The organism is Pseudarthrobacter sp. IC2-21 (assembly GCF_034048115.1).
Classification (GTDB): domain Bacteria; phylum Actinomycetota; class Actinomycetes; order Actinomycetales; family Micrococcaceae; genus Arthrobacter; species Arthrobacter naphthalenicus.
Map to the genome: position 1 here is coordinate 1,327,601 of NZ_CP139145.1, position 20,195 is coordinate 1,347,795.

Sequence of the window (20,195 nt, forward strand, 5' to 3'; positions counted from 1 at the left end):
GTCAGTAGCCGGCTGAACCCTGTTCACCCTTGACGATTGCAATGCCGGAGCTGGCACCTATACGTGTTGCGCCTGCAGCAATCATAGCCTGAGCATCAGCAAGGGACCGCACCCCGCCGGAGGCCTTGACGCCCAGCTCAGGGCCGACAGTGCGGCGCATCAGGGCGATGTCCTCAGCGGTAGCGCCGCCGCCGTTGAAACCTGTGGAAGTCTTGACGAAGTCCGCCCCGGCCTCCACGGCCGCCTGGCAGGCGAGGACCTTCTGGTCATCGGAGAGGAACACCGTCTCGATAATGACCTTCAGGATGGCGCCGCTGGCGTGGACGGCTTCGGCGACGGCGGAGATATCGTCCACCAGCGCGCCCTTGTCCCCGGCCCGCGCAGCAGCGATGTTAATGACCATGTCGATTTCGTCGGCGCCGTCCAGCACGGCACCGCGGGCTTCGAAGGTCTTCACATCCGTGGGCGTGGCACCCAGCGGAAATCCGACCACCGAGCAGGTCAGCACGCCGGAACCGCGCAGGGCAGTTTTGACCGTTTTGACCCACAGCGGATTCACGCACACCGACTTGAAACGGTATTCGGCTGCCTCGGCGCACACCTTGAGGATGTCAGCCTCGCTGGCCTCAGGCTTGAGCAGGGTGTGGTCAATGAAGGAGGCGATATTGCCAGGCGTTGAGTCCGTGCCCGTTCCGCGCTGGTCAGCATAAATGGCATCGTTGCTCATGATGGTCCTTTCCTCATGGCCTTGTGGGCCGGTCGGAGCCAGGGAGTGCAGGGCTCTTTTGGGAACCATCTTGCCACACGCCGAAGCTGCCGGATGCTAACCGGCAACCGCAACGGGAGGGGTCAGGCCGCGGCCTGCAGGACTGTCCCGGGCGAGGACGCTGACATCAGCTGGGCGGCGCAGGCGCCGGCCGCGGAAGCCGCGGCAACCAGCAGCCCCAGCCTGACGCCGTCGAACGTTGCGGCGTCGCCGATGGCCCAGATCCCGGGCACCGAGGTGCGGAAATCCTGGCTGATGGCAATCCCGCCGCCGGGGGCGGTCCGGAGCCCGGCACTGGCAGCGAGTCCATCGCGTGAAACCCGTTCCTCCGCCAGGACCACGATGTCGCCGTTCATGGTGCTGCCGTCCGGAAAGACGATTCCCGCGGAGCGGAGTTCCGTGCCGGCCGTCCGGGGTGTCACCGCGGCGGGCCGCATGGTGGTCCGGACGGGACGGACGCCGCGGGAACGGAGCACCGCTTCCGCCTGCCCGGCCGCTGCGCCGGTACCCACCAGGATTCCCAGCGGACGCCTGCCCAGTTCAGTGCTCAGGTCCCTGACGGCTGACCCAATGCGGGCGGCGTCATCAATGGTGGAGTAGCTCAGGCAGTGGTCCGCACCCGCCACGGGAGCCCGTTCCGGTGCTGAACCGGTGGCGATCACCAGCTGGTCGTAGCCAAATTCCATGCCGTCTGCCGTGGTAACGGTCCGGGTCTGCGGCTCGATAAAGCTGGCGGGCTGCCCGCACCGGAGCGAGACCTGGGGGAGGGCCGCCAGTTCCAGGAGTTCCGGGGAGACGTCGTCACGATTGCTGAGGATGGTGACGGTGCCGGCGAAACGGGCCCGGTCCAGCCGGGTGACGAGCGCCTGGGCCGCTGGCCCCGCACCTGCGATGACAATTCGGGTGGCGGCGGAGGTTGAGGTGGAGGGTGCCGGAGCGGACATGTGCTGGCCCTTTCGCTGGCGGCCGCTGAACGGCCGGAAGTTCATGATGCTGCGAGTCTAGGCGGCCCGTTTTTCCGGCGTGTTTCCCTGTCATTGCAGGTTGACGCGGGTGCGTTCGCCAATGTTTACCCGCCAGTAATGCCGTGGGTCACACCCGGATCCGGTACCCCCGTTTGACCACCGTCTCCACCAGCCTGCCGTCCGGTAAGGAGGAGCGGAGCCGGCTGACGGTCATGTCCAGGGCATGGACGGAGCCCCGCAGTTCGAGCAGGTCCGAGAGCGCTTCCCGGGACAACACCGCCCCGCCGGCGCCCAGCAGGGCACGCAGCAGCAGCAGCGGCGCCGGGGCCAGCTCCACAGGCTGCCCGTCCACCCGCAGGCTCCGGCCGCGCAATTCGATGTTGCCGGACGCGGTGTCCAGCCGGCGGACGTGGTTCAGGGCGAGGTGCTCGCAGACCAGCCGGATCAGGGCACCCATCCGGAACCGTTCGGGAATCAGCGGGGTGACGCCGGCGTCCAGCAGCGGCTGCGCCGTCACGGGGCCGACCACGGCGGTGGTGACGTTGGTCTTGAGGCTGTGGATCAGCTCTTTGTACACGCCCATTTCGTGCGCCGTGCTCCACATGGCGTCCACCGCGGGCGCGCTCGTGAAGGTGAGCACATCCAGGTTCCCGCTGCACGCCGCCTCGATGAGGCGCGGAAGCCGGTCCTCGCCGTCGGGCTTCACCCAGCGGTACGGGGTGACAGTCAGCACGGTGGCACCGGACATGCGCAGGCGTTCCAGCTGCCGGACATCCGTGTAGCCGTGCAGCTGCACCGCGACGGTTTTGCCCCGGACACCTTCGGCCAGCAGCATGTCCACCAGTGTTGCGGTGGTTTCGTCGCTGCTGATTCCGACGTCGGCAAGTCCGGCCGCGCGGACGGCACCCCGGGCCTTGGGGCCCCGGACGAACATCCGGCAGGCGCCCAGGGTCTCCAGCAGCTCCTCGCCGATACCGAAGGAATCAGCCGCCTCGCACCAGCGGCGCATGCCGTAGGCCGTGGTGGCAATGCAGATGTCCGGTCGGGCCGTGATGACGGTCCTGGTGTCCTCGATCAGCCGCATGTCCTCCTGCACGGGCGCGATCTTCAGTGCGGGGGCGTGCAAAACTTCAGCGCCGCGGCGTTCCAGGGCCTCGATGAGGTCCCGGGAGCGGCGGTGCGAGGTCACCCCGATGCGGAAGCCTTCCAGCGGGGAGCCCGCGGCGTCGGGTGCTTCGTCGGCCTGCGGAGCTTCTGCCGGTGCCAGTGCGTTCATGGGGATCAATCCTTTCACGAACCCAGCAGCGAGGCCGCCAGCCTGTCCAGGTCTGCGGCGGCCTCGGCGTGCCCGCGGTTTGCTTCGGCCACGCGGACCACTTCACCGATGACCAGCACGGCGGGATTGCTGCACCCGGCAGCGGCGGAGGTGATGGTGCCCAGGTCAGCTATGGTGGTGCGCTGGCCGGGACGGTAGCCGCGTTCGACGACGGCCATGGGCATGTCGGGGCGCATGCCGGCCTTGCGCAGCCCGGCTGCGAGCTGGTGCAGCGTGCCGATGCCCATCAGGACCACGATGGTGCCGCCCAGTCCTGCCAGGTGCAGGTGTTCCTTGTCGGTCAGCGGGGCGTGCCCGGAGACCACGGTGAACATGTGGCTGACCTCGCGGTGCGTGACAGGGATGCCGGCCGCTGCCGGGACGGAGATCGCGCTGGTGACGCCCGGGATGACGCGGACCGGCACGCCGGCCGCCACGCAGGCAGCCACTTCCTCGCCGCCGCGGCCGAAGACGTAGGGATCCCCGCCTTTCAGCCGGACCACGTTGTTGCCGTCCAGTGCGGAGGCGACCATCAGCTTTTCGATGTCCGCCTGGCCGACCTTGTGGTGGCCGGGCTTTTTGCCCACATCCACCAGCTCGGCCGAGGTCAGGACCGGCAGGTCCTGGCAGGGGGCCAGCCGGTCGTAGAACACCACGTCGGCGTCGCGGAGGGCGCTGACGGCGGCGACGGTCAGCAGCTCGGTGGTGCCGGGGCCGCCGCCCACCAGGGTGACGTGTCCAACGGGACCGGCGGCAGGCTCGGCCGCCAGCGGGATGCCGGCTGCGCGGCACCTGCCCAGCATGGACTCCCAGCCCGGCTGGCCGTCGTCGACCGCTGCCACCAGAAAGGGCCGATCGGGGAGCGGGCCGTCATGCTCGGCACCCTGCGGGGTGCTGAGGCGGTAGACGACGGCGCCCGCGGCTTCGTAGCGGCGCACCGCCTGGCGTGCGGCGTGGTCGGAGCCGGTGACCAGGACGTCCCTGCCGGTCAGATCAATACTGAGCTGCATGGCTATACCTCGTTCTCGTCGCGTGCGCGGACGGGGATGGAAGCGCCGATGAGGACGGGCTGCGGGACGGCTGCCGCCTTCTCGTCCGGCGTGGCGGGGCGGAACTGGCCGCGTTCGTCGGAAACAAACGTGATGGAGTCGTCCTTCTGGTCCGGTGCGTTGACGAAGGACCGGAACCGGCGCAGGCGCTCGGGGTCCTTGAGGGTGTCCGCCCATTCGTCCACGTAGGTGTCAACGTGCCTGGCCATCGCGGCTTCGAGTTCTTCGGCGATGCCCAGGGTGTCCTTGACCACCACGTCCTCGACGTGCCTGATGCCGCCGTCGAGCTCTTCCTGCCAGCGTGCAGTGCGCTGCAGGCGGTCGGCGGTCCGGATGTAGTACATGAAGTAGCGGTCGATGTATTTGATCAGGGTGTCGTCGTCGAGGTCCTTGGCCAGCAGCTGGGCGTGGGCCGGGGTGGCGCCCCCGTTGCCGCCGACGTACAGGTTCCAGCCGTCGGCGGTGGCGATGACGCCCACGTCCTTGCCGCGGGCTTCGGCGCATTCACGGGCGCAGCCGGAGACGCCCATCTTGAGTTTGTGCGGGCTGCGGAGGCCGCGGTAGCGCAGTTCGAGCCGGATGGCCATGGCCACCGAATCCTGGACGCCGAAGCGGCACCACGTGGAACCCACACAGGACTTCACGGTGCGCAGGCTCTTGCCGTAGGCCTGGCCGGATTCGAAGCCGGCGTCCACCAGTTCCTTCCAGATTTCCGGGAGTTCCTCCAGCCGGGCGCCGAACATGTCGATCCGCTGGCCGCCGGTGATCTTGGTGTACAGGTTGTACTTTTCGGCGACGGCGGCGATGACGCCGAGCTTCTTCGGGGTGATCTCGCCGCCGGCGATGCGGGGGACCACCGAGTAGGTGCCGTCCTTCTGCATGTTGGCGAGGGCGCGGTCGTTGGTGTCCTGCAGGGTGCCGCGGCCGGCGTCCAGGACGTAGGCGCTGTTCTGGCTGGCCAGGATGTTGGCGATGGTGGGCTTGCAGATATCGCAGCCCGCGCCGGTGCCGTACTTCGCCATGATCTGCTCGAAGGAGGTCAGCTCCAGGATGCGGATGGCGTCGAAGAGCTCCTGGCGGGAGAGTTCGATGTGTTCGCAGAGGGCCTTGGAGACCTCGACGCCGGACTTGGTCAGCTCGGTTTCCAGCAGTTTCTTGAGCATCGGGACGCAGGAACCGCAGCTCGTCCCGGCGCGGGTGCAGCCCTTGAGCTCACTGAGTTCCCGCACTGGTGCGTTGCCGTCGCAGGCGCCGCAGCCGTTGACGGTATCGCGGATGGTCCCGGCGGAGACGTTATTGCAGGAGCAGAGAATGGCATCTTCCGGGAGTTCCGTTTCGGGGGCGTCGCCACCGCCGGCAGCCGTCAGGTAGGCGCCGGGCTCGGCGCTCAGTTCGCGGCCCAGGAGCGGGCGCAGGCTCGTGTAGGGAGTGGCGTCGCCCACGAAGATGCCACCCAGGAGGGTCTTGGCATCATCGGTGGTGACGATCTTCTGGTAGACCCCGCGGGCGGGGTCGGCGTAAACGATTTCGAGTGAGTGCTCGGTGCGGGCGAACGCGTCGCCGAAGCTGGCCACGTCCACACCGGAGAGTTTGAGCTTGGTGGCGGTGTCGAAGCCCGGGAAGGTGGCCTCGCCGCCGTGGAGGCGGTCGGCAACGATCTCCGCCATGGTGTTCGCGGGTGCCACCAGGCCCAGGCACATGCCTTCGAAGTTGGCTACTTCACCGATGGCCCAGATGCCCTCCACCTCGGTGGCGCAGTAGTCGTTGATGACCACGCCGCCGCGCGGGCCCAGGCTGAACAGCTGTTCCTCGCCCTCGGCTGCGCGGAAGAGTTCGTCGCGGGGCCGGACACCGATGGCGACGATGACCATGTCGGCGTCGATGATGCGGCCATCGGCCATGAGGACGCCGGTGACCTGGCCGTCTTCATCGGCAAGGACCTCGGAGGGGAACACGCCGCCGTGGACCTTAAAGCCCTTGGCCTCGATGAGGCGGCCCAGTGCCTGGCCGGCGCCTTCATCCAACTGCGTGTTCATCAGCCACGGCGCGCCGTTGATGACCACCGGGGTGGCGCCGAGCTGCTCGGTGCCTGCCGCCGACTCGAGCCCGAGCAGCCCGCCGCCGATGGTCACGGCCGTGATCTTGCGGCCCAGCTTGTCCGTGAGCTCACCAATGGCCTTGCTGATGGACCAGACGTCTTCGAGCGTCCTGTAGACGTGCACGTGCTCGGCCCCGGGGATGGGCAGGCGGGCGGCACTCGATCCGGTGGCGACCACCAGGTGGTCGTACGCGACGGTGGTGCCGGCCGCGGTCTCCACGGTCCGGGTGTCGGGATTGATTTTCACGACGCGCTCGCCGGTCTTCAGGTCCAAGGAATCGTGGTCCCACATGGAAGCCGATCCGAGTGTCAGGTCCACACCGGTGTCCGTGAGGGCCTTGGAGAGGGCCACCCGGTCGTACGGCAGGTGGGCTTCCTCGGTGAGGACCGTAACGTGCCAGCCTTCGAGGCCACGGGAATGCATGGCATCGGCGAAGCGGTGGGCCGCGGGGCCGCCACCGGCGACGACGATGCGGCGCTGGTTCTCTGTGCTTGAAGTCTGTTCGGTCACTGTGGGCCTTTCGCATGGGCCGCAGACGGTGTTCTGCGACCTTCTCTGACGAGGTGTCCGTTCAGACTACGGAGACGCAGTTTCGCTTCAGTTTCCCGATTGTTTCGTAGGCTTAACTTCTGCATCACGAACGCATTTCCGGCCGGGTGAGTTCTCTTTTACTCCCCGGACACATTCACTGCACGCCGCTGAAACACCCGGTGCCTACATTGTTTGGACGGCCGTTGTTAGTACGGCCACGAAGGTCATGACGGGCTCACAAAAGTGGCCCGGGAACACGACAGACGAGCACGGGGAGTTGGACCGGTTATGACGGCAACACTGGAATTAGGCGCACTCGCCGACACCACTGAGATCGCTGCCGGCTGGCACCGGGTTTGCGCCGTGGCGGAGCTTGAGCCTGCCTGGGGCGAGGCGGCACTCATCGCCGGCCGCCAGGTGGCTCTCTTCAGGACCGGCCCCAGCGAGGTTTTTGCGGTGGCACACCAGGACCCGGCCACCGGTGCCCACGTGATGGCCCGCGGCATCCTGGGATCCCGCGGCACCAGGCCGACCATCGTGTCGCCGCTGCACAAGGAGGTTTACGACCTTGAAACCGGCGAATGCTTTGGTACTGCGGCGGTGCGCCTGGAAACGTTCCGGACCCGCATTGCCGACGGGTTCGTCGAGGTCGAAGCCTAGGCCGGCCCGCTAAAGCCCGAGGGCCTCGCGGACGTCGCAGACCACCGCATCCAGGGTGAGCCGGGCGGCCTGCCGGGCCTCCGGAAGCTCGGCTGCCGACTCCACCGGGCGGAGGACTTCCAGGTAGCACTTGAGCTTGGGTTCGGTGCCGCTGGGCCGGATGATCACCCGGGTCTGGTCACGGGTCAGGTACAGCAGGCCGTCCGTGGGCGGCAGGTGTTCACTGCCTTCGGCCAGGTCCGCAAACGCCTCCACGGCGGATGATCCGAACGACTCGGGCGGGCTGACGCGCAGGCGGTTCATCATGGCATCCAGCAGCCCAAGGTCCGCCACCCGGATACTCAGCTGATCGCTGGCGTGCAGCCCATGCTGCAGGTAGAGCTCGTCCAGGGTGTCGAAGATGGTCTTGCCGGCAGCTTTGGCGGCGGCGGCCATCTCGGCGATGAGCACCGCGGCCGAGATGCCGTCCTTGTCCCGGACCAGGTCAGGTGCCACGCAGTAGCCCAAGGCTTCCTCGTAGCCGTACAGGAGCCCGGGTACCCGGGAAATCCACTTGAAGCCTGTCAGTGTTTCCTCATGCGCGTAGCCGGCCGCCGCGGCGATGCGGGAGAGCAGCCGCGAGGACACAATGGAATTGGCGAACACGCCGGCACGGGCACCCGCTCTGTCGCCGCCGTCGGGCGTTTCGTCCTCACCCTCGGCCAGGCGCGCCACGATGTGGGCCCCCAGCAACGCCCCCACCTCATCCCCGCGCAGCATGCGCCAGGTGCCGGTGTCCGGGTCCACCGCGGCCACGGCGGCCCGGTCGGCGTCCGGATCGTTGGCGATTACAAGGTCGGCGTCCAGGCGCGCGGCGGTCTCGAGTGCCAGGTCGAGGGCGCCGGGCTCCTCAGGGTTGGGAAAGCTCACGGTGGGGAAATCCGGATCCGGTGCGGCCTGTTCAGCCACCAGGGTCACGTCCGCGAAGCCGGCCTCCTTCAGTACTGCCACGGCTGTTTCGCCGCCCACGCCGTGCATGGGGGTCAGGACAATGCGCAGCTCGCGCGACGGGAAACGGGCAGGATCGGCGAGTGCCGCCACCGCGTTTTCATAGTCGGCGGCCAGGGATGGGTCCAGCACCGTCCAGCCGTCCGCGGCGAGGGCGATGGTTTCCAGCGTTCCTACCGACGCAATCCGCGAGGCGATTCTGGCGTCGTAAGGCGCCACGATCTGTGCCCCGCGCCCGCTCTCCTCCACGGCGTGCCGCCCCAGGTACACCTTGTAGCCGTTGTCCTGCGGGGGGTTGTGGCTGGCGGTGACCATGACGCCGCCGTCGCAATCGAGGGCGCGGACGGCGAACGCGAGCAGGGGAGTGGGCAGTGCGGCCGGCAGCAGGAAGGCCTCAATCCCGGCGGCTGTGAAAATGGCTGCCGTTTCCTCGGCGAAGATGTCCGAGTTATGGCGGGCGTCATAGCCGACGACGGCGCGGGGCCGGGTTCCGGGCGCCGCCTCACCGACGGCGCCGGTCAGGAAGGCCGCGAGGCCGGCGGCGGCACGGCGCACCACCACGCGGTTCATCCGGTTGGGCCCGGGTCCGAGGGCGGCGCGGAGGCCAGCGGTGCCGAACTGCAGGGTGCCGCTGAAGCTGTCGGCGAGTTCCTGGTTGGCGGCGGGAGAACCGTCCTCCGCGAGCTGCAGCAGCTCTGTGAGCGCGGCAGCAGTGGCGGGATCCGGATCTTGGGCCGCCCATTCCCGGGCTTGGCTGAACAAGGAGGCGGCATCGGTGGACGTCATGGGTCCACGCTATCGTCATTGCCCGCGGAACGGTCCCGGACACTCGCCGGTGACGGCGGAAACCGGACCAGCAAACCAACGCGGGGTCACATAATGCCCGAAAAAGGGCCAGGATTGAGCGATAAGTGACCCCGCGTTGTCCTAGAGTTTTGCGATGATCCCGGCCAGCAGCTTGGAGATGCGCGGCCCGGCTTCCTGGCCCGACTCGAGCACTTCCTGGTGGCTCAGCGGCATGGGGCTGATGCCGGCAGCGAGGTTGGTCACCAGGGAGATGCCGAACACTTCCATGCCCGCATGCCGGCCCGCGATGGCCTCCAGCGCGGTGGACATACCCACCAGGTCCCCTCCGATCCGCTTGGCGTACTGCACTTCGGCCGGGGTTTCGTAGTGCGGCCCGGAGAACTGGACGTAGACGCCTTCATCCAGTGATGAGTCCACTTCGCGGGCGAGGTCCCGGATGCGGGAGCTGTAAAGGTCTGTCAGGTCAACGAAGGTTGCGCCCTCAAGCGGGGACGTGCCGGTGAGGTTGATGTGATCTTTGATGAGGACCGGAGTGCCAGGGGTCCAGCTTTCGTTGATGCCGCCGCAGCCGTTGGTGAGGACCAGGGTCTTGCAGCCCGCCGCGGCTGCCGCACGGATGCCGTGGACCACGGCACGGACGCCCTTGCCTTCGTAGTAATGCGTCCGGGCGCCCAGGACCAGCGCGCGTTTGCCTTCCCTGGTCAGCACCGAGCGGATGGTGCCCACGTGGCCCACCACGGCCGGGGCATGGAAGCCCGGGACCGCGTCCGCGCCCAGCGTGGCGGTGGTCTCGCCGATCAGGTCGGCAGCCTCGGCCCAGCCCGATCCGAGGACCAGCGCGACGTCGTGATTGGCCACCCCGGTCTTCTCGGCAATGTACTCAGCGGCCTCGCGTGCGGCGTCGAAGGGGTCCATGTTCAGGAAGTCTGTATTACTCACTGGTACAAACTATCGTGCCGCCCCCGTTGTGCACACCGTCACTCCGGGCGGTGATGCGCCCCATGAATCGGGCATTTAATTGATGTCCCGGCGCGATTGGGGAGATAATGGTTGATTGTGACTACGCATCCTGATTTCAGCTCACCCCGGATCGCAATCCTGGGAGGTGGCCCCGGCGGATACGAAGCCGCCATGGTCGCAGCCTCCCTGGGGGCGCAGGTCACCATCATCGAACGTGCCGGGCTCGGCGGCTCGGCGGTGCTCACCGACGTCGTCCCTTCCAAAACGCTGATCGCGACGGCGGATCTGATGACCCGCGTCGGCGAGGCGGGAGAGCTGGGAGTCAAGTTCGACGTCGACGGCGGCGACTTTGTGCCCGTTATGCGCGCTGACCTCAAGCACATCAACGACCGTCTTCTGGGCCTGGCCCGGCAGCAGTCCCGTGACATCACCGGCGGGCTGGAACAGCACCAGAACATCCGCATCCTGATCGGATCCGGCAAGCTCCTGGACAGCCACACCATCGAAGTCCTGACGGCGGACGGCACCCGGACCGTGGAGGCGGACACCATCCTGCTCGCGGTGGGCGCGCATCCCCGGGAGCTGCCCACGGCCCGGCCCGACGGCCAACGCATCCTGAACTGGGCGCAGATCTACAACCTCGATGAGCTTCCCGAGGAACTGATTGTGGTGGGATCCGGCGTGACCGGTGCCGAATTCGCCTCCGCCTACAACGGCCTCGGATCCAAGGTGACCCTGATTTCCAGCCGTGATCGCGTGCTGCCGGGCTCCGACACCGACGCCGCCGTGGTGCTGGAGGAAGTGTTCGAGCGCCGCGGCGTGCGCGTGCTGTCCCGTTCCCGCGCCGAAACCGTGGAGCGGACAGAGGAGGGCGTGGTGGTCACTCTGGGTGACGGCTCCACGGTGGCGGGCAGCCACTGTCTCGTGGCCGTCGGTTCGATCCCCAATACCGCGGGCATCGGCCTGGAAGAAGCCGGCGTGGCCCTGACCGAAAGCGGCCACATCAAGGTGGACGGGGTTTCCCGCACCACCGCGCCGAACATTTACGCCGCCGGAGACTGCACCGGCGTGCTGGCCCTGGCATCGGTGGCAGCGATGCAGGGACGGATCGCGATTGCGCACTTCCTGGGCGACGCCGTGATGCCGCTCAAGCTCCATCAGGTGGCGTCCAACATCTTCACCTCGCCCGAGATCGCCTCGGTGGGTGTGTCCGAGGCGGACATCCAGTCCGGCAAATACCAGGCGGACATCATCAAGCTGTCGCTGAAGAGCAACGCCCGCGCCAAGATGCGTAACGCCAAGGACGGCTTCGTCAAGATCTTTGCGCGCAAGGGATCAGGCACCGTCATCGGCGGCGTGGTGGTGGGGCCGAACGCCTCCGAGCTGATCTTCGCCATCGCCCTTGCCGTGACCCACAAGCTGCACGTGGACGATGTCGCGAGCACCTTCACCGTCTATCCGTCACTGAGCGGCTCCATCTCCGAAGCGGCGCGGCGGCTGCACGTCCACATGTAGCTCCGGGCAGGTGCCGGCCGGGGACGTTCGGCCCTACTTGCGCCCGGAACCGCGCGCGCACACTGGAGCATGGCCAAGATCTATATCCCCTACGGGAGCGTTGAAGGACAGACCGCCCACATTGTGGAGTACGTTGCCGATGTCGTCCGGGCAAACGGGCACGAAGCGGAAACCGTGGACCTCAAACACTCCGGCGACAGGATTCCGGCGGGGCAGGACGCCGTGATCGTTGCGGCGTCGGTCCACATGGGGAAGCACGAGGGCTTCGTGGTCGACTTTGCCCGCAGGAACCGGGACGATCTCGAACGCCTGCCCTCAGCCCTGATCTCGGTCAGCCTGGCCGCCCACGGCGACGAACACAGCGCAGAAGGTTACGTGGCCGAATTCGAAGAGCAGTCGGGCTGGCATCCCGCCCACGTCGGGATCTTTCCGGGCGCGCTGCTCTATACGCAGTACAACTTCCTCAAACGCCAGCTCATGAAGAAGATCACCAAGGACAAGGGGTCCACGGACCTGGATACGTCCCGCGACTACGTCTACACGGAGTGGGACGGCGTGAAACGCTTCACCGAGGACTTCCTGTCGGCACTGCCTGAAGGGTCCGCTGAGGACCGGTCATAGGGCGGTTTAGGATCGCGCAAAGGCGGGGACGACGTCTCCGGGTGCAAACGGTGTGAACCACTGCTCGAAGCCGAGGCCCGCGTCGGCTTCCGGGCTGCCGCCTGTGTCCGGCTCGGTGTACAGCGCGTGGCATTCGGCGTCCTCCAGCAGGACCTCCTCAACCTGGGCGCGCCAGTCCTCCGGCAGGTCCAGCTCGTAAATGTCTTCGGTGATTTCCGCCTGGTCGAGCAGGCAGCGGACGGCCAGTTCGGCCGCGATGCAGCCGGGGGAGGTCCACCCGCGGCCGAGGGAGACAGCGACGTCGGCGGCGACGACAATGAACTTCCGCGTGAACCCGGCGTCGTAACTGGACGCGAACTGCGGCGGCAGCGAGGACAGCACGTAGGACTTGGCGATGCCGGACGCAGTAACGGCATCCGGCCGGCCCAGCGCCTCGAGATCGCGAAATAGTTGGTCAAGGAGAATACCCGACGAGTTCCAGAGGAGGCCGGCCAGGAGGCGGGTCCGGCTCATAGCTTCTTGCCGACCGTCGGCCGGGACAGCTGCCATTTCAGCCAGGTCTTCCGGGTCGAAAAGGAGCCGCTGTTCCGGGGTCATGTCATCGGGGTGGGGATCGAGGCCCAGCAGTTCCAGGCTCAGCCCGGTCAGTTTGACTGCGTCGGCCAGCAGTTCTTCGGTGATGTCGTCTTCGTCGTCGGCATTCATGGCCCCGATGCTACCGGCAGGCGGCAGCACGCACGATTCCTGTTACGCGCCCATGTCCGCGTTGGGGTATGCACATACCCGGCCTCCCCGTCTTCAGCGCACCTCAGGCGGGAGCTGCCTGGAAGTGTTGTTCGATGAGTCCCTTGATGTCATCATGGCAACCGCCGCAGCCGGTGCCGGCGCGGGTCGCCTTGGCTACGTCGGCCACCGTGGAGCAGCCGCCCTCCACGGCGCCCTGGATCCTGGTCCCGCTGACCCCGGCGCACCGGCACACCGTCCCTGCGGGGTCGGCAGGTCCGGAAGCCAACTGCTCCGGCCCGTCCAGCCGCAGCAACAGGGACCTGTCCGCCGGCAGCTCGGCCCCCCGTTCGAAGAGGCTGACCAGTTCGGCGGCCGATCGCGGCATGCCCACCGCCACCAGGCCTTCGAGTACTCCGCCTCGCGTGGTTATTTTGACGTAGCGGCCGTGCTCCGGGTCTGCCCACTGGGCGATCTGCAGGCGCGGGCGGCCGTTGACGGCGCCGGCGGTCAGGGCGTCCTCGTCCCACGGATCGGCCGCGTTGTCCCCGGCCACGGCCATGGTCAGGCCGCGGGCCTTCAGCACAATCACGCCGGCCTGTTCCCGGGGCAGTTCCACCAGTGCGTCAGCGTCGGCTTGCGTGCCGGTGGCCAGCAGGGTCAGGTATTCGGCCAGCCAGTCGGCCTGCCGCCAGCCGGGTCCCACCAGTCCGGACGGGCCCGTCGCTGTGCGGCACTCACTGCAGGCGGGGTCGGGGCAGCGCACCTCGGCGCAGTCGCCGATGGCGAAGATGTGGGGTTCGTGGTGGGCGCGGAGCCGGTGGTCCACCAGGATTCCCATGCCGGTGGACAGGCCGCAGCCCTCGGCCAGCTCGGTCCGTGGCCGGACGCCGCATGAGAGGACCAGGAGGTCGCCGTCGATCGCGGAACCGTCCTCAAGCAGCAGCGCCGAGAACCCGCCGTGGGGCGCGTTGTGCTCCACACCCGTGGAGCGGGCGTTGCCGGCCATCCGCACGCCGCACCGGCGCAGGCTGGCCGCGAGGACGGCACCCCCGCCGCGGTCGATGTTGCGGCCCAGTGGATGCGGGCCGTTGTGGACCACCGTCACGGTGGCGCCCTCCTCCGCCGCGGCGAGGGCCGTCTCAAGACCCAGGACGCCGCCGCCGAGCACCACCACCCGTTTGCCGCCGTCGACCGCTGCGCGCAAAACCGAAGCGTCGCGCAGGTCCCGGAGCGCGGTGACCCCGGCTGGCAGGACCGGGGAGGTGGGGTCCGGGTTGATGCCGGTGAGGTTCGGAATGACGGGCCGGGAACCTGTGGCGAAGACGAGGCGCTCGTAGGGGGCGGTGGTGCCGTCCGTGAGGATCACCTGTTGGCGTGCCCGGTCCACCCTGCGGACCCGCACGCCCAGGCGCACGTCCACGCCCTCGGCAATCAGGGCGGCTGCATCGGACAGTGCCAGGGCATCCGCGGTGGTGCGCCCCACGCCCAGGTCAGCGACGAGGACACGGTTGTACGCAGCCTCCGCTTCCTCGCCCACCACAGTCAGGCGCACGTGCCCGTCCCGGACCGCGGGCAGGAGTTCGTCGATCAGGCGGCCTGCCACGGGGCCGAAACCGACAATGACAATCTGCTCGCTCATGAGGCCTCCGCTGGTTGAAGAACGCTGTGCTGACGGTCGCTTCGCCGAAGTTCGTTTCGCTCAAGGTCGCTTCGCTGAAGGTCGCCGGGTGCCGCAGCCCGGACCCGGACCTTGTTGAACTTGAATTCCGGCATCCCCGACACGGGATCAGTGGCCGCCTCGGTCAGGCGGTTGGCACTGCCGAGTTCCGGGAAGTGGAACGGCAGGAACACGGTCTCCGGGCGGATGGCGGTGCTGAGTTCCGCCCGGCAGATCACTTCGCCACGCTCGTTGGCCACGGAAACAAAGGCGCCCTCGGTGATGCCCATGGCGGCCGCGGCGGCGGGGTGGATCTGGACTGTGGCTTCCGGCCGGGCGGCCAGGAGTTCTGCCACCCGCCGGGTCTGGGCGCCGGACTGGTAGTGCTCCAGGAGACGGCCGGTGATGAGGGTCAGGGTGGTGGCTGCCGGGGCTGTGCTGTCCCGGCTGGGGGTACCGGCAGGCGCACGACGGCGGCGCGGCGTCACCGGCGTCATGACCGCCTTCCCGTCGGGGTGCGCAAAGGCATCCAGGAAGAGCCGCGGCGTGCCGGTGCTGCCCGCGGGGTACGGCCAGTAGGCGGCCTCACCCCGGTCCAGCATCGCGTAGTCGATGCCCGAATAGTCCGCCAGGCCGCCGGCGGAGGCGAGCCGCAGCTCCTCGAACACCGTTTCCGGGTCCTCGCTGTAGGTGGAGGGGGCATCCAGCGCTTCGGCCAGCCGGGCCATGATCCACAGCTCGCTGCGGGCCCCGGCCGGCGGCTGGATGGCCCGGCGGCGGCGCAGGACCCGTCCCTCGAGGTTGGTCAGCGTGCCCTCTTCCTCGGCCCACTGCAGCACGGGCAGGATGAGGTCCGCCTCGGCGGCGGTCTCGGACCTAAAGAAGTCGCACACCACCAGGAAGTCCAGGCTCCGGAGCCCGGCGATGACGGCGTTCGCGTCGGGGGAGGCCACCGCGATGTTGGAGGCATGCACGAACAGGCAGCGGACGCCGTCGGGCTGTCCCAGCGACTTCAGCAGCTGGACGGCGGGCAGGCCGGGGCCGGGAATCAGCGATTCGGGCACGCCCCACACCCCGGCCACGTGCGCACGCGCCGCGGGGTCGGTGATCTTGCGGTAGCCGGGGAGCTGGTCGGCCTTCTGGCCGTGTTCGCGGCCGCCCTGGCCGTTGCCCTGGCCGGTGAGGGTCCCGTAGCCGCTGCGTGCCGACCCGGGCAGGCCGAGGAGGAGGCTGAGGTTGATGGCGGCGGTGGCGGTGTCTGTTCCGTCAATATGCTGTTCCACGCCGCGGCCGGTGAGGATGTAGCTGCCGCCCTTTTGGGCGCCGTCGGCGAGCCGGCGGGCAGTTTCCCGGATGAGGTCCGCCGGGACGCCGGTGAGGGACTGGACCCGCTCGGGCCAGAAGGCGTTGACGCTGCGGACCACGGCGTCGTAGCCGGTGGTGCGTGCCGCGATGAAGTCCTGGTCGGCGAGGCTTTCGTGGATGATCACGTGCGCGAGGCCCAGCAGGAGGGTGAGATCGGTGCCCGGCAGGGGCTGCAGGTGCAGGCCGCCGCCGTCGGCCGTGAACTTTGCCGTGGCTGACCGGCGGGGATCCACCACAATCAGCCCGCCGGCATTGCGGGCGCCCTGGAGGTGCTGCACAAACGGCGGCATGGTTTCGGCGACGTTGGAGCCCAGGATCAGGATGGTGCTGGCGTTGTCCAGATCCGCGAGGGGGAAGGGCAATCCGCGGTCAACGCCGAACGCCCGCATTCCGGCCGCCGCTGCCGAGGACATGCAGAACCGGCCGTTGTAGTCGATGCGCGAGGTACCAAGGGCCAGCCGTGCGAACTTGCCCAGCATGTAGGCCTTCTCGTTGGTGAGGCCGCCACCGCCGAAAACGCCGACGGCGTCCCTTCCGTAGCGTGCCTGGGTGTCCTTGACCGCGGTGGTGACCAGTGCCAGGGCCTGGTCCCAGCCGATGGGGCGGTGGATGCCGTCGGCGCCCTTGAGGAGCGGTTCGGTGACGCGTCCGGGGTGGTTCAGGAGCGTGGCAGAGGTCCAGCCCTTCCGGCACAGGCCCCCGCGGTTGGTGGGGAAGTCGCGTCCGGCCACCTCCAGCAGGGGGGCATCCGCGGTGGCCGGCGCAGGAGTCTCGGCGGGCAGGGGCACGGGCAGGGCCACAGCCACGGGCACGGGCACGGCCACGGGCGCCGCGCCCGGTCCCGGCTCGGAAGCCGGGGCCGGGCTGACGGGTGACGTGAGCGTCATGGCGCACTGCAGGGCGCAGTAAGGGCAGTGCGTGTCGGCGCTGTTGGTCATGCTAGACGTGTCCCATCGCATTTCGGTTGGCGTTGCGGATGTAGCAGAACCAGCAGACAGCCAGCATCAGGACGTAGGCGCCGACGAATCCGTAGAACGCCGGGGTGTAGGAGCCGCTGGCTGTGTTGGAGGCGTTCAGCACCTGCGGGATCACGAACCCGCCATAGGCGCCGATGGCCGAGATGAGCCCGAGGGCCGACGAAGCGAGCCGCTGGGTGGCCACCGGGTCGGCGCCGTTCCGGGCGGCGCGGCTGGAGGTGGCGAAGATGACCGGGATCATGCGGTAGGTGGCGCCGTTTCCGAAGCCGCTGGCGGTGAAGAGCATCAGGAACAGGACCAGGAAGAGCCAGAAGTTCTTCAGCGGCAGGGTCCAGATCATGGTCAGGGTAATAACGGCCATGGAAGCGAACGCGGCCACGGTCATCCGGGCGCCGCCCATCCGGTCAGCCATCCGGCCGCCGTAGGGACGGGCCAGGGAACCGACCAGCGGGCCGAGGAAGGCCAGGGAGAGTGCCACGGTGCCGACGCCGATGGAGGAGAAGGCCGGGAAGTAGTCCTTAATGAGTTTCGGGAAGACGCCGGCAAATCCGATGAACGAACCGAAGGTGCCGATGTACAGCAGGGCCATGATCCACAGGTGCGGTTCCTTCAGCGCGGCGACCGAACCGGCCACGTCACCCTTGGCGCTGGTGAGGTTGTTCATGTACTTGAAGGCGCCGTACGCGGCCAGGAGGATGAACGGGACCCACATCCAGCCGGCCAGCGGCAGGTTGACCGTCCCGGCGGCCAGCAGGGTGATGACGATGGGCACGGCGAGCTGGGCGACGGCGGCACCCATGTTGCCGCCGGCGGCGTTCAGGCCCAGCGCCCAGCCCTTTTCACGGGCCGGGTAGAAGAACGTGATGTTGGCCATGGAGCTGGCGAAGTTTCCACCGCCGAAACCGGCCAGGGCAGCCACCAGGAGCATCACCCCGAACGGGGTCCCCGGGTTGGCGACGCAGAGTCCCAGGCCGATGGCGGGGATCAGGAGCAACAGGGCGGACACGATGGTCCAGTTGCGTCCGCCGAAGCGGGGAACCATAAACGTATAGGGGATCCGGAGCGTGGCCCCGACGAGGCTGGGCATCGAGATCAGCCAGAAGATTTCGGACGTGGTGAAGGTGAAGCCTGCTGCCGGAAGTTGGACCACCACGATGGACCAGAGCTGCCAGACCACAAAACCGAGGAACTCGGCGAAGATGGACCAGTTCAGGTTGCGCCGGGCAATGGTGCGTCCGGTGGCCTCCCACTGCTCTTTGTTTTCGGCGTCCCAGTTGGCGATCCAGCGGCCGGGAAGGAAGTCCAGAGCCGGGGCGGCTGCGGTGCGGGTAGTGGGGATATCTGCGGTGCGGTCAGCAGTCACGGGCGTGCCTCCTTGGGGAATGTTGTTCTTCCACGCTAAGGACGGCGCATTTCGCGGACGGTCGTGCGGTGTTAACGCGCTGTGACATTTGCCTATCCGCCTCCGCAAAGAGGTGTGAGGCGGGAACGGGGACCAGCAGGTGAGACGAAGCCCACATGTCCATATGTTGGAATGCTTGTCCATTCAATGGACTGCGGGAACTAATATTGAACTCTAACTACTGCAGGCCTGGCCGCACCACGCCAGGCCGTTTTTTGTGAAGGTGTTCAAATGTCATCCAACCCAACCACCGCGGAGCCAGGCTCGGCCAAGGCTGTGAATTCGCGCGGGCGCGTGATCGTGGCCAGCCTGATCGGCACCACCGTGGAGTTCTACGACTTCTACGTCTACGCCACCGCCGCCGTGCTGGTGTTCCCGGCACTGTTCTTCCCCAACCAGAACGAGACCACCCAGCTCCTGAGCTCCTTCGCGGTATTCGGTGTGGCGTTCGTGGCCCGTCCGCTGGGGTCCATTGTGTTTGGCCACTTCGGTGACAAGTTCGGCCGCAAGGGCACCCTGGTGGCCTCGCTGCTGACCATGGGCATCGCCACCTTCCTGATCGGCTGCCTGCCCACGGCCAAGGTGGACGGCTGGGAATTCTGGGCTCCGGCCCTCCTGGTTGTGATGCGGTTCTTCCAGGGCCTCGCCCTCGGCGGCGAGTGGAGCGGCGCTGCGCTGCTGGCCACCGAGAACGCACCCGCCAACAAGCGCGCCATTTACGGCACGTTCCCGCAGCTGGGTGCACCCATCGGCTTCATCATTGCGAACGTGATCTTCCTGGTTGCCAGCTACACCCTGTCTCCGCAGGCCTTCATGGACTGGGGCTGGCGGGTGCCGTTCCTGCTCAGCGCCGTGATGGTCATCATCGGCCTCTGGGTCCGCCTCAAACTGATCGAGACCCCGGCCTTCACCAAGGTGCTCGAATCCAAAGAGGTGGCCAAGCTGCCCCTGGCCCGCGTCTTCAAGACCAGCTGGCGTCCGCTGATCCTGGGCACCTTCATCATGCTCGCCACCTACGTGCTCTTCTACCTGATGACCACCTTCACCCTGACCTACGGCACGCGCGCCGCCACCCTGGATTCCGCCAAGGCCGCAGCCGAGAAGGCCGGCAAGCCGATGACCGAGGCAGCAGCCGCCGCGTTCGTTCCCGGCCTCGGCTACTCCCGCAACGACTTCCTCTGGATGCTGATTGCCGGCGTCGTGTTCTTCGGCATCTTCACCCTGGTGTCAGGGCCGCTCGCCGAAAAGTACGGCCGCCGCAAGATGCTGCTGTCAGTGACTGCCGGCATCTTTGTCTTCGGGCTGCTGTGGGTCCCGCTGTTCAGCGGCGGCTTTGTGGGCACCATGGCCCTGCTGATCCTGGGCTTCTCCCTGATGGGCCTCACCTTCGGGCCCATGGGGGCGATCCTGCCGGAACTGTTCCCCACCAACGTGCGGTACACGGGCTCGGCCATCAGCTATAACGTCTCAAGCATCCTTGGTGCTGCCGTGGCGCCGTTCATCGCCGTCTGGCTGTGGGAACTGGCCAAGGGCAGCCCCGTGCTGGTGGGCGTCTACCTCACCGTGATGTCCGTGCTGACGCTCTTCGCGCTGTTCGTCAGCAAGGAAACCCGCGACCTCGACTATGAGAACAACGTGGCCTGACGCTTCGGAGACCGCTCCGCACAGCCCGGTTGCTGACAGAACTGCCCGGCGCCTCCCCGACATTCCGGGAAGCGCGCCGGGCATTTCTGTGCCCGGGGCGGCCAACAGGGCGGGAACCGTACGACGGCGGCGCCACCCCGCGCCGGCGG

General features: G+C 67.8%; 15 protein-coding genes. 4 read left to right on the forward strand and 11 right to left on the reverse strand.

What is annotated here, in order from left to right:
- Position 1 precedes the first annotated feature (1 nt).
- The 5 genes from deoC to nirB form a co-directional block, all read right to left on the reverse strand.
- Positions 2 to 727 carry a deoxyribose-phosphate aldolase gene (gene deoC, locus SBP01_RS06110; RefSeq protein ID WP_320537853.1) on the reverse strand — a complete coding sequence of 242 codons (726 nt, stop codon included), beginning with the start codon at positions 725 to 727 and terminating at the stop codon, positions 2 to 4.
- 122 nt (positions 728 to 849) lie between these two features.
- On the reverse strand, positions 850 to 1,755 hold the full coding sequence (locus SBP01_RS06115) for an FAD-dependent oxidoreductase (RefSeq protein WP_414004272.1): 906 nt from the start codon (positions 1,753 to 1,755) through the stop codon (positions 850 to 852).
- Positions 1,756 to 1,858: 103 nt separating this feature from the next.
- Positions 1,859 to 3,007, reverse strand: coding sequence for a uroporphyrinogen-III synthase (locus tag SBP01_RS06120; RefSeq protein ID WP_320537854.1), 1,149 nt, complete (start codon positions 3,005 to 3,007; stop codon positions 1,859 to 1,861).
- A 14-nt stretch (positions 3,008 to 3,021) separates the two neighbouring features.
- Positions 3,022 to 4,056, reverse strand: a complete 1,035-nt coding sequence (cobA, locus tag SBP01_RS06125) for a uroporphyrinogen-III C-methyltransferase (protein ID WP_320537855.1) — start codon at positions 4,054 to 4,056, stop codon at positions 3,022 to 3,024.
- Between the two features lie 2 nt (positions 4,057 to 4,058).
- A complete protein-coding gene (gene nirB, locus SBP01_RS06130) occupies positions 4,059 to 6,704 on the reverse strand; it encodes a nitrite reductase large subunit NirB (protein ID WP_320537856.1) in 2,646 nt (881 codons plus the stop codon).
- Between the two features lie 309 nt (positions 6,705 to 7,013).
- Here nirB and nirD point away from each other — a divergent pair, with 309 nt between their 5' ends.
- Positions 7,014 to 7,385 carry a nitrite reductase small subunit NirD gene (gene nirD, locus SBP01_RS06135; protein WP_320537857.1) on the forward strand — a complete coding sequence of 124 codons (372 nt, stop codon included), beginning with the start codon at positions 7,014 to 7,016 and terminating at the stop codon, positions 7,383 to 7,385.
- A 9-nt stretch (positions 7,386 to 7,394) separates the two neighbouring features.
- Here the strand turns inward: nirD and SBP01_RS06140 are convergent, their stop codons facing one another.
- Both SBP01_RS06140 and SBP01_RS06145 read right to left on the reverse strand, forming a co-directional pair.
- Complete coding sequence (locus SBP01_RS06140) at positions 7,395 to 9,158, reverse strand: phospho-sugar mutase (RefSeq protein ID WP_275212610.1); 1,764 nt, start codon at positions 9,156 to 9,158, stop codon at positions 7,395 to 7,397.
- A gap of 141 nt (positions 9,159 to 9,299) precedes the next feature.
- Positions 9,300 to 10,118 carry a purine-nucleoside phosphorylase gene (locus tag SBP01_RS06145; RefSeq protein ID WP_320537858.1) on the reverse strand — a complete coding sequence of 273 codons (819 nt, stop codon included), beginning with the start codon at positions 10,116 to 10,118 and terminating at the stop codon, positions 9,300 to 9,302.
- Positions 10,119 to 10,235: 117 nt separating this feature from the next.
- Here SBP01_RS06145 and SBP01_RS06150 point away from each other — a divergent pair, with 117 nt between their 5' ends.
- Both SBP01_RS06150 and SBP01_RS06155 read left to right on the forward strand, forming a co-directional pair.
- Positions 10,236 to 11,654 carry an NAD(P)H-quinone dehydrogenase gene (locus SBP01_RS06150; protein ID WP_275212607.1) on the forward strand — a complete coding sequence of 473 codons (1,419 nt, stop codon included), beginning with the start codon at positions 10,236 to 10,238 and terminating at the stop codon, positions 11,652 to 11,654.
- 69 nt (positions 11,655 to 11,723) lie between these two features.
- Positions 11,724 to 12,275 (forward strand): flavodoxin domain-containing protein, encoded by a 552-nt coding sequence (locus SBP01_RS06155; RefSeq protein WP_275212606.1) that lies wholly within the window; start codon positions 11,724 to 11,726, stop codon positions 12,273 to 12,275.
- 6 nt (positions 12,276 to 12,281) lie between these two features.
- On the opposite strand, the gene SBP01_RS06160 is transcribed toward SBP01_RS06155, so the two are convergent.
- The 4 genes from SBP01_RS06160 to SBP01_RS06175 all read right to left on the reverse strand — a co-directional run bounded on the left by SBP01_RS06160 (position 12,282) and on the right by SBP01_RS06175 (position 18,363).
- The gene (locus SBP01_RS06160) at positions 12,282 to 12,980 is read right to left on the reverse strand and encodes a hypothetical protein (RefSeq protein ID WP_275212605.1); all 699 of its coding nucleotides are present in this window, start codon (positions 12,978 to 12,980) and stop codon (positions 12,282 to 12,284) included.
- Between the two features lie 103 nt (positions 12,981 to 13,083).
- On the reverse strand, positions 13,084 to 14,640 hold the full coding sequence (locus SBP01_RS06165; protein ID WP_320537859.1) for an FAD-dependent oxidoreductase: 1,557 nt from the start codon (positions 14,638 to 14,640) through the stop codon (positions 13,084 to 13,086).
- Positions 14,637 to 16,961, reverse strand: a complete 2,325-nt coding sequence (locus SBP01_RS06170) for a molybdopterin oxidoreductase family protein (protein WP_320537860.1) — start codon at positions 16,959 to 16,961, stop codon at positions 14,637 to 14,639. The genes SBP01_RS06165 and SBP01_RS06170 overlap by 4 nt, the downstream gene beginning before the upstream one ends.
- Position 16,962: 1 nt before the next feature.
- Positions 16,963 to 18,363 (reverse strand): MFS transporter, encoded by a 1,401-nt coding sequence (locus SBP01_RS06175; protein WP_320537861.1) that lies wholly within the window; start codon positions 18,361 to 18,363, stop codon positions 16,963 to 16,965.
- A 270-nt stretch (positions 18,364 to 18,633) separates the two neighbouring features.
- On the opposite strand from SBP01_RS06175, the gene SBP01_RS06180 reads away from it, so the two are divergent.
- Positions 18,634 to 20,046: an MFS transporter gene (locus tag SBP01_RS06180; RefSeq protein ID WP_275212601.1), complete on the forward strand. Its 1,413-nt coding sequence runs from the start codon at positions 18,634 to 18,636 to the stop codon at positions 20,044 to 20,046.
- Positions 20,047 to 20,195 lie beyond the last annotated feature (149 nt).